The following is a 6,976-nucleotide window of genomic DNA, read 5'->3' as shown; positions in this document are numbered from 1 at the left end:
ACGGGTCGGGTCACCTTCATCGCCAACCTGCTCGCGGCGGGCGGGATCGAGGCCCGCAACCCCCTGGCCACCGCGGCCGACCAGTACGCCGGGGTCCGCGAGGGGGAGGAGATCGCCGTCCTCTGCGGCGCCGACAAGCGCTACGCCACCGAGGGCCCGGAGGCCGTCCGGGCGCTGCGCGAGGCGGGTGTGACGACGGTGTACCTCGCGGGCGCCGAGAAGGGGTTCCCCGCCGACGCCGACGACCGACCGGACGGATACCTCGCGACCGGGATCAACGCCGTCGCCGCCCTGACCACCCTCCTCGACCAGCTGGGAGTGAAGTGAGATGACCACCTTCCCCGATTTCAGCATCTCTCCGCTGCGGGGGTCCACCGACGGAGCCCCCCAGCCGGGTTCCGTCGACGAGGGCCCCACGTGGGAGACCCCGGAGGGCATCGACGTCAAGCGGGTGTTCACCAAGGCGGACCGTGACGCGGTCGAGACGGGCAGCGCCCCGACCGACGACGGCGAGAAGGTCACGCCCTTCCCGCTGGACACCGTCCCGGGCGCCGCGCCGTTCCTGCGCGGTCCGTACCCGTCCATGTACGTCAACCAGCCGTGGACCATCCGGCAGTACGCCGGCTTCTCCACCGCGGCCGAGTCCAACGCCTTCTATCGCCGCAACCTCGCGGCGGGCCAGAAGGGGCTGTCGGTCGCGTTCGACCTGGCCACCCACCGCGGGTACGACTCCGACCACCCCCGGGTCGCCGGGGACGTCGGGATGGCGGGTGTGGCGATCGACTCGATCCTGGACATGCGCGAGTTGTTCGACGGGATCGACCTGTCCGCGGTCTCCGTCTCGATGACGATGAACGGCGCCGTCCTGCCGATCCTCGCGTTGTACGTGGTTGCGGCCGAGGAACAGGGGGTGGCTCCGGAGCAGCTCGCGGGGACCATCCAGAACGACATCCTCAAGGAGTTCATGGTCCGTAACACCTACATCTATCCGCCCACGCCCTCGATGCGGATCATCTCGGACATCTTCGCCTACACCTCCCGCAAGATGCCCCGGTTCAACTCGATCTCGATCTCCGGCTACCACATCCAGGAGGCCGGTGCCACGGCGGATCTGGAGTTGGCGTACACGCTCGCGGACGGCGTCGAGTACCTGCGCGCCGGGCTGGACGCCGGGCTGGAGATCGACAAGTTCGCCCCTCGGCTGTCGTTCTTCTGGGCGATCGGGATGAACTTCTCCATGGAGATCGCCAAGCTGCGGGCGGGCCGCCTGCTCTGGAGTGAACTGGTGGAGAAGTTCGGACCGCAGAACGAGAAGTCCAAGTCCCTGCGGACCCATTCCCAGACCTCCGGCTGGTCGCTCACCGCCCAGGACGTGTTCAACAACGTCGCCCGCACGTGTATCGAGGCCATGGCCTCGACGCAGGGTCACACGCAGTCGTTGCACACCAACGCCCTCGACGAGGCGCTGGCGCTGCCCACCGATTTCTCCGCCCGCATCGCGCGGAACACCCAGCTCCTGCTCCAGCAGGAATCGGCGACGACCCGCCCCATCGACCCCTGGGCGGGGTCGTACTACATCGAGTGGCTCACCGCTCAGCTCGCCGACAAGGCCCGACTGCACCTCATCGAGATCGAGGAGGCGGGCGGGATGGCACAGGCGATCGGCGAGGGGATCCCCAAGCTCCGCATCGAGGAGGCCGCAGCCCGCACCCAGGCGCGGATCGACTCCGGTCGCCAGCCGGTGATCGGGGTCAACAAGTACGTCGTCACCGAGGACCAGGAGATCGAGGTCCTCAAGGTCGAGAACTCCCGCGTGCGCACCGAGCAGCTCGCCAAGCTGGACAGGCTCCGGGCTGAGCGCGACGAGGCCGCCTGCCAGGCGGCCCTGGACAGGCTCACCGAGGCCGCCGGCGGCGGGGCCGGGAGCGGTATGGAGAACAACCTCATGGCGCTGGCCATCGACGCCGCCCGCGCCCACGCGACCATCGGCGAGATCTCGGACGCGCTCGAGAAGGTCTACGGTCGACACAAGGCAGAGATCAAGACCCTGTCCGGCGTGTACCGGCAGGAGGTCTCCAAGGAGGGCGCCGTGGACAACGTCACCAAGGCGATGAAGATGGCCGAGGAGTTCGCCGAGCTGGAGGGTCGCAGGCCGCGCATCCTGTTGGCCAAGATGGGACAGGACGGCCACGACCGCGGGCAGAAGGTCGTGGGGACCGCCTTCGCCGACCTCGGCTTCGACGTGGACATGGGCCCGTTGTTCCAGACCCCGGAAGAGGTCGCCCAGCAGGCCGCGGACGCCGACGTCCACGTGGTCGGCGTGTCCTCCCTGGCCGCCGGTCACCTCACCCTGGTGCCGGCACTGCGCGAGGCGCTCGCCGCGGTGGGCCGTGCGGACATCATGGTCACCGTCGGTGGCGTCATCCCGCCCGGTGACTTCGAGGAGCTCTACGACGCCGGGGCGACCGCCATCTATCCCCCCGGCACCGTGATCTCGGACGCGGCGATCGAACTGCTCGGGGCACTGGCCCGGGAACTCGGTCACGAGCTGCCCTCCGCCGGCCCGGAGTCCCCGGGATCGGACGCCGCGGGCTCGGCACCGGTACGCCCCGGCGAGGGGGCAGGGGCGGGGGCCGAGTCCTGAACCGCCTCGGCTCCGGTCCCGATCCCGCGGGGTCGGGCAACGTCTCGGGCAGCCTGTCCACCACGCTCGGTACGGGTGCGGTCCGCGGTCCGGTCCCGTCCGCGACGGGCCCGAGGCCGCGCCGGGAGATCGACGTGGCGGCCCTCCTCGAGGGGGTGCTCGAGGACGATCGTCCCGTCCTCGCCCGCGCCATCACGTTGCTCGAGTCCACGAACCCCGCACACCGCGAGAAGGCCCAGGAGTTGCTTCTCGGCGCACTCCCGCACGCCGGTGGCGCGTTGCGCATCGGGATCACCGGGGTACCGGGCGTGGGGAAGTCCACGTTCATCGAGTCCTTCGGTCTGTATCTGGTGGAGAAGGGCCACAAGGTGGCGGTCCTCGCCGTCGACCCGTCCTCCACCCGCACCGGCGGGTCGATCCTCGGCGACAAGACCCGGATGGCCACGCTCTCGACGGAACCCCGCGCCTACATCCGGCCGTCGCCGACCTCCGGCACGCTCGGAGGGGTGGCGAAGGCCACCCGCGAGACGATGGTGCTGCTCGAGGCGGCGGGATTCGACGTGATACTCGTCGAGACGGTGGGGGTGGGACAGTCCGAGGTCACCGTCGCCGGAATGGTCGACTGCTTCACGTTCCTCACCCTCGCCCGCACCGGAGACCAGCTCCAGGGCATCAAGAAGGGCGTCCTGGAGTTGGCGGACGTCGTCGCCGTCAACAAGGCCGACGGCCCCCACGTCAAGGACGCCAGACGCGCCGCGCGGGAACTCGGCGCGGCACTGCGACTCGTGCGACCGGCGGATTCGGCGTGGAAGGTGCCCGTCCTGACGATGTCGGGTCTCGAAGGTGACGGTCTGGACGACTTCTGGGATGCCGTCCGTTCGCACCAGGACACGATGGGGAAGATCGGCGAGGTCGAGGCCCGTCGAGCCCGTCAGCAGGTCGAATGGACCAGGTCGATGGTGCACGACACACTCATGGCGAGACTCGCGGCCGACCCCGAGGTGCGTCGGGTCACGGCCGATGTCGAGCGACGTGTCAGCGAGGGGACGTTGACGGCGGCCCTCGCCGCCCAGGCGATCATCGACGCCTTCGACAGCTGACGCGCCGACTCGTCGGCGAGTACGTCAGGCGTTCCACCACCTGCGGACCAGGTACTCGCGCTCGGAGGCGTTCTCCGTGAGCTGGTGGGCACGCGCCCAGGCCCGGCGGGCCTCGTCACCGCGGCCGAGTTCCTCGAGCGTCGTCGCCCGCGCCGCGTGGAACGGGTGGTGCCGCTCGAGCTCCGCCTCTCCGGCGAGGGCGTCGAGTTGCCGAAGGCCTGACTGCGGTCCGTCGCGGCGACCCACGGCCACTGCACGCGCCATCCGGACGACGGGTCCGGGTGCGAGAGCGAGGAGGAGGTCGTACAGCACCACGATCTGTGCCCAATCGGTCGACTCGACGTCTCGCGACTCCGCGTGGACCGCGGCGATCGACGCCTGCACCGAGTAGGGCCCCGGCCCGCCGGCCGCGGCCTCCATCGCCAGGGCCAGCCCCTCATCCGACGCCAGACGGTCCCACCGGTCCCTGTCCTGCTCGCGCAGCGGGACTGGGAGGCCCTCGTCGTCGACCCTGGCCGGCGCGCGTGCCTCGGTGAGCAGCAGGAGCGCGAGCAGGCCCGTCGACTCCGGCTGCCCCGGTACGAGCCTGTGCACGATCCGGGCGAGGCGGATGGCCTCCGTCGTGAGGTCCCCGCGCAGGTGGCCGTCACCAGTGGACGCGGCGTATCCCTCGGTGAAGATCAGGTAGATCACCGCGAGCACCGCGGGCAGTCGAGCCGGCAGATCATCCGGGCCGGGGGTGCGGATCGGGATCCGCGTGACCCGGAGGCGCTTCTTCGCCCGGACCAGACGTTGCTGCACCGTCGTCACCGGGAGGAGGAAGGCGTGGGCGATCTCCGTCGTCGTCAGACCGCCGAGGTATCGCAGGATCAGCGCCACCTGCTCGTCGGTCCTGAGCGTGGGGTGGCAGCACGCGAAGAACAGCTCGAGCCTGTCGTCGGGGATCTCGTCCGGTTCCACGACCGCACGGACCGGCGGCGCGGAGGTTCGTCGGTCCTCCTCGACCCGGAGACGCGCGAGACGCTCGGTGAGCGCCTTCTCCCGCCGGAGCCGGTCGATCGCCTTGCGGGTGGCGGTGGTCGTGAGCCACGCGAGCGGGGAGTCCGGCACCCCGGTACGGGGCCAGGCCTCGATCGCCGCTTCGAGCGCGTCCTGGGCCGCGTCCTCCGCGAGTTCCAGATCCCCGAAGCGTGACGCCAGCGTGGCGAGGAGGCGCGAGTGCTCCTCGCGACGTAGTGCGGCCAGCACGTCCGACGCCGCCGGGCCCGGGGCGGTCACGGGGTCACCCCCGCGTCGCCCCGGACCCGTCGGTCCGGCATCAGAACTCCAGCATCGCGCGGACCTCGACCCGTCCGCCCCTGGCGCCGGGGCACTTGGCGGCCCAGGCCAGCGCCTCGTCGATGTCCGCCACGTCGATGACGATCGTGCCGCCCACGAACTCCCTGCTCTCGGCGTACGGACCGGACGTCACGACGGCGTCCGTCCCGCCCGCGGGGATCCTGACCGTGACGCCGGTCTCGGGGTCCTCCAGAGCGAAGCCACCGGCGAGGACGCCGGCCTTCTCCAGCTCGGCGTCGAAGGCCATGAACTCCTCGACGCCGGGCCCTTCCTCCTCGCCGCAGCGCACGTCCTCGAGGTTGGCCATAAGCAGCAGTACGTACTTCATGTCGATCTCCTGACTGGGAGTGGTGGATGCCGGCCGCGGTGTTGTGCGCCGACACCTCCATGACGAACAGCCGCCGCAAGATCGACAGGTTCGCACAATAATTCTCCGCGCTCTTCCGGATTCCGCTCCCGGGCGCACCAGGACGGGAGTCCTCAGCCGTCGGATCCACACGCTGCAGGCTCACCCACACGCGACATCACGTCCGGGAATGACGATCACGCGTGTGGATTCAGACGTGAGACGACCGAGGAGGCGGTAGCGGTCGACGCCCGGCCCGCCGACGCCCGGGGTCAGTACCGATCGTCTGTTCTCCTTCGTCGTGACCGCGCGCCTGTCCGCGGTCGTGCGGCTCACCCTACGAGAACTCGGCGCCGAATTCAGGCGTGCGGAGAGAGGAGCTTTCGCGCCGGTTCCTCGATGAACCGGTAACTGGCCGCGCCCACTGCGATCGACCCGGCCACGGTCACGGGCCAGATCACGCCCATCCGCCGGGTCCACAGCGAGGTGCGGGTGAGCGGGAACGCGTAGTGCAGCACGATCAGGTGCCAGAGGAAGATCCCGTACGACCAGCGGCCGATCGCCTGCAGGGGTGCCGACTCCAGGACGCGGAAGCGCGTGCCCGCCGGGGCCAGGACGACCGGCCCGAGGAAGAAGAACGCCATCGCCGCGGTGAGCCCGTTGCGCGCGGCGTACTCGCGGCCGCTCGGGTGGTGGAAGCCCTCGGAGAACCAGCGGGTCGACGTGGTGGCGAGCAGCGCCCCGGCGCCGGCCGTCCACCAACCCCACCTGGCATAGGATGCCCGGCTCAGTCGGGCGAGCAGTCCCGGGCGGGCGGTGGCCAGCTCGGCCAGCAGCATCCCGGAGGCGAACCAGGCGGAGAACGCCGGCGGCAGGATCTGGACGTTGATGCCCCTGGGCAGGAGCCGCAGGCGCTGCCAGGGGATCAGCGGGAACAGCAGGCCGGAGAGCCCGAAGGCGCCGACGGCGGGCAGCCGCCATCGGGCCCTGTCGCCCCGCAGGTTCCTCATCCCGGTCCACAGCGCCGGGAGCGCCACGTAGTAGGCCATCTCGACCGCGAGTGACCAGGCGTGCGTGAGCCCGGAGACGAGAAACCTCCGCTGGTAGATCTGCGTCAGGGTGAGGTTGCGCAGCCAGACCACGGGGCCGTTGATCCGGTTCTGGGGGAGGAGCACCATGGCGACGGCGACGAGCACTGAGTACGCGGGCATGATTCGCACGAGCCGGGCCCGCAGGTAGGGGATCACCGCGCGGGCCGTTCCCGGCCGGTCGCGGCGGGCGTGGTCGGAGTGTGCCCGCCACAGCAGGAAGCCGGTCTTGGCGAAGAACACCGCGACCAGCATGTCCAGACGACCGTAGAGGCGGCGCACCGGCGTCCCGTAGGACATCCGGGTCACGAACGCGACGTGGGTGGTGATGATGCCGATCGCCGCGAGGCCGCGGAGACCCTCGAGCGCCGGGATGTGACCGCGAGCACCGGCGAGCCGCGGCTGCTGCACCCCGGTGGCCTCGGCTGCGGCGGTGTCGGGAGCGTCGGCCAGGGTCGGA

General features: G+C 70.6%; 5 protein-coding genes and 1 pseudogene. 3 read left to right on the top strand and 3 right to left on the bottom strand.

Annotated elements, in window-relative coordinates:
- The 3 genes and pseudogenes from G6017_RS04770 to meaB all read left to right on the top strand — a co-directional run.
- Positions 1–327: pseudogene (locus G6017_RS04770) on the top strand (methylmalonyl-CoA mutase); the annotation flags it as partial.
- Position 328: 1 nt separating this feature from the next.
- Entirely contained in the window at positions 329–2,644 is a 2,316-nt protein-coding gene (scpA, locus tag G6017_RS04765) for a methylmalonyl-CoA mutase (RefSeq protein ID WP_241731376.1), read from the top strand.
- 134 nt (positions 2,645–2,778) lie between these two features.
- Positions 2,779–3,744 (top strand): methylmalonyl Co-A mutase-associated GTPase MeaB, encoded by a 966-nt coding sequence (gene meaB / locus G6017_RS04760; protein ID WP_179525290.1) that lies wholly within the window; start codon positions 2,779–2,781, stop codon positions 3,742–3,744.
- 24 nt (positions 3,745–3,768) lie between these two features.
- On the opposite strand, the gene G6017_RS04755 is transcribed toward meaB, so the two are convergent.
- The 3 genes from G6017_RS04755 to G6017_RS04745 form a co-directional block, all read right to left on the bottom strand.
- Positions 3,769–5,022, bottom strand: a complete 1,254-nt coding sequence (locus G6017_RS04755; protein ID WP_182616174.1) for a sigma-70 family RNA polymerase sigma factor — start codon at positions 5,020–5,022, stop codon at positions 3,769–3,771.
- Between the two features lie 40 nt (positions 5,023–5,062).
- Positions 5,063–5,410, bottom strand: coding sequence for a YciI family protein (locus G6017_RS04750; protein WP_179525288.1), 348 nt, complete (start codon positions 5,408–5,410; stop codon positions 5,063–5,065).
- 377 nt (positions 5,411–5,787) lie between these two features.
- A partial coding sequence (locus G6017_RS04745) for an acyltransferase family protein (RefSeq protein ID WP_182616172.1) occupies positions 5,788–6,976 on the bottom strand: 1,189 nt, incomplete at its 5' end.

The sequence above is a fragment of the Dietzia sp. B44 genome (assembly GCF_014145245.1).
Classification (GTDB): Bacteria; Actinomycetota; Actinomycetes; order Mycobacteriales; family Mycobacteriaceae; genus Dietzia; species Dietzia natronolimnaea.
The sequence above is the reverse complement of the archived record's forward strand: the minus strand, read 5'-3'. Positions and strand labels throughout refer to the sequence as shown.

What these genes read in the sequence shown, in the direction of transcription:
- scpA (WP_241731376.1), top strand. Translation starts at nt 329, where the DNA reads ATGACCACCTTCCCCGATTTCAGCATCTCTCCGCTGCGGGGGTCCACC.
- G6017_RS04750 (WP_179525288.1), bottom strand. Translation starts at nt 5,410, where the DNA reads ATGAAGTACGTACTGCTGCTTATGGCCAACCTCGAGGACGTGCGCTGC.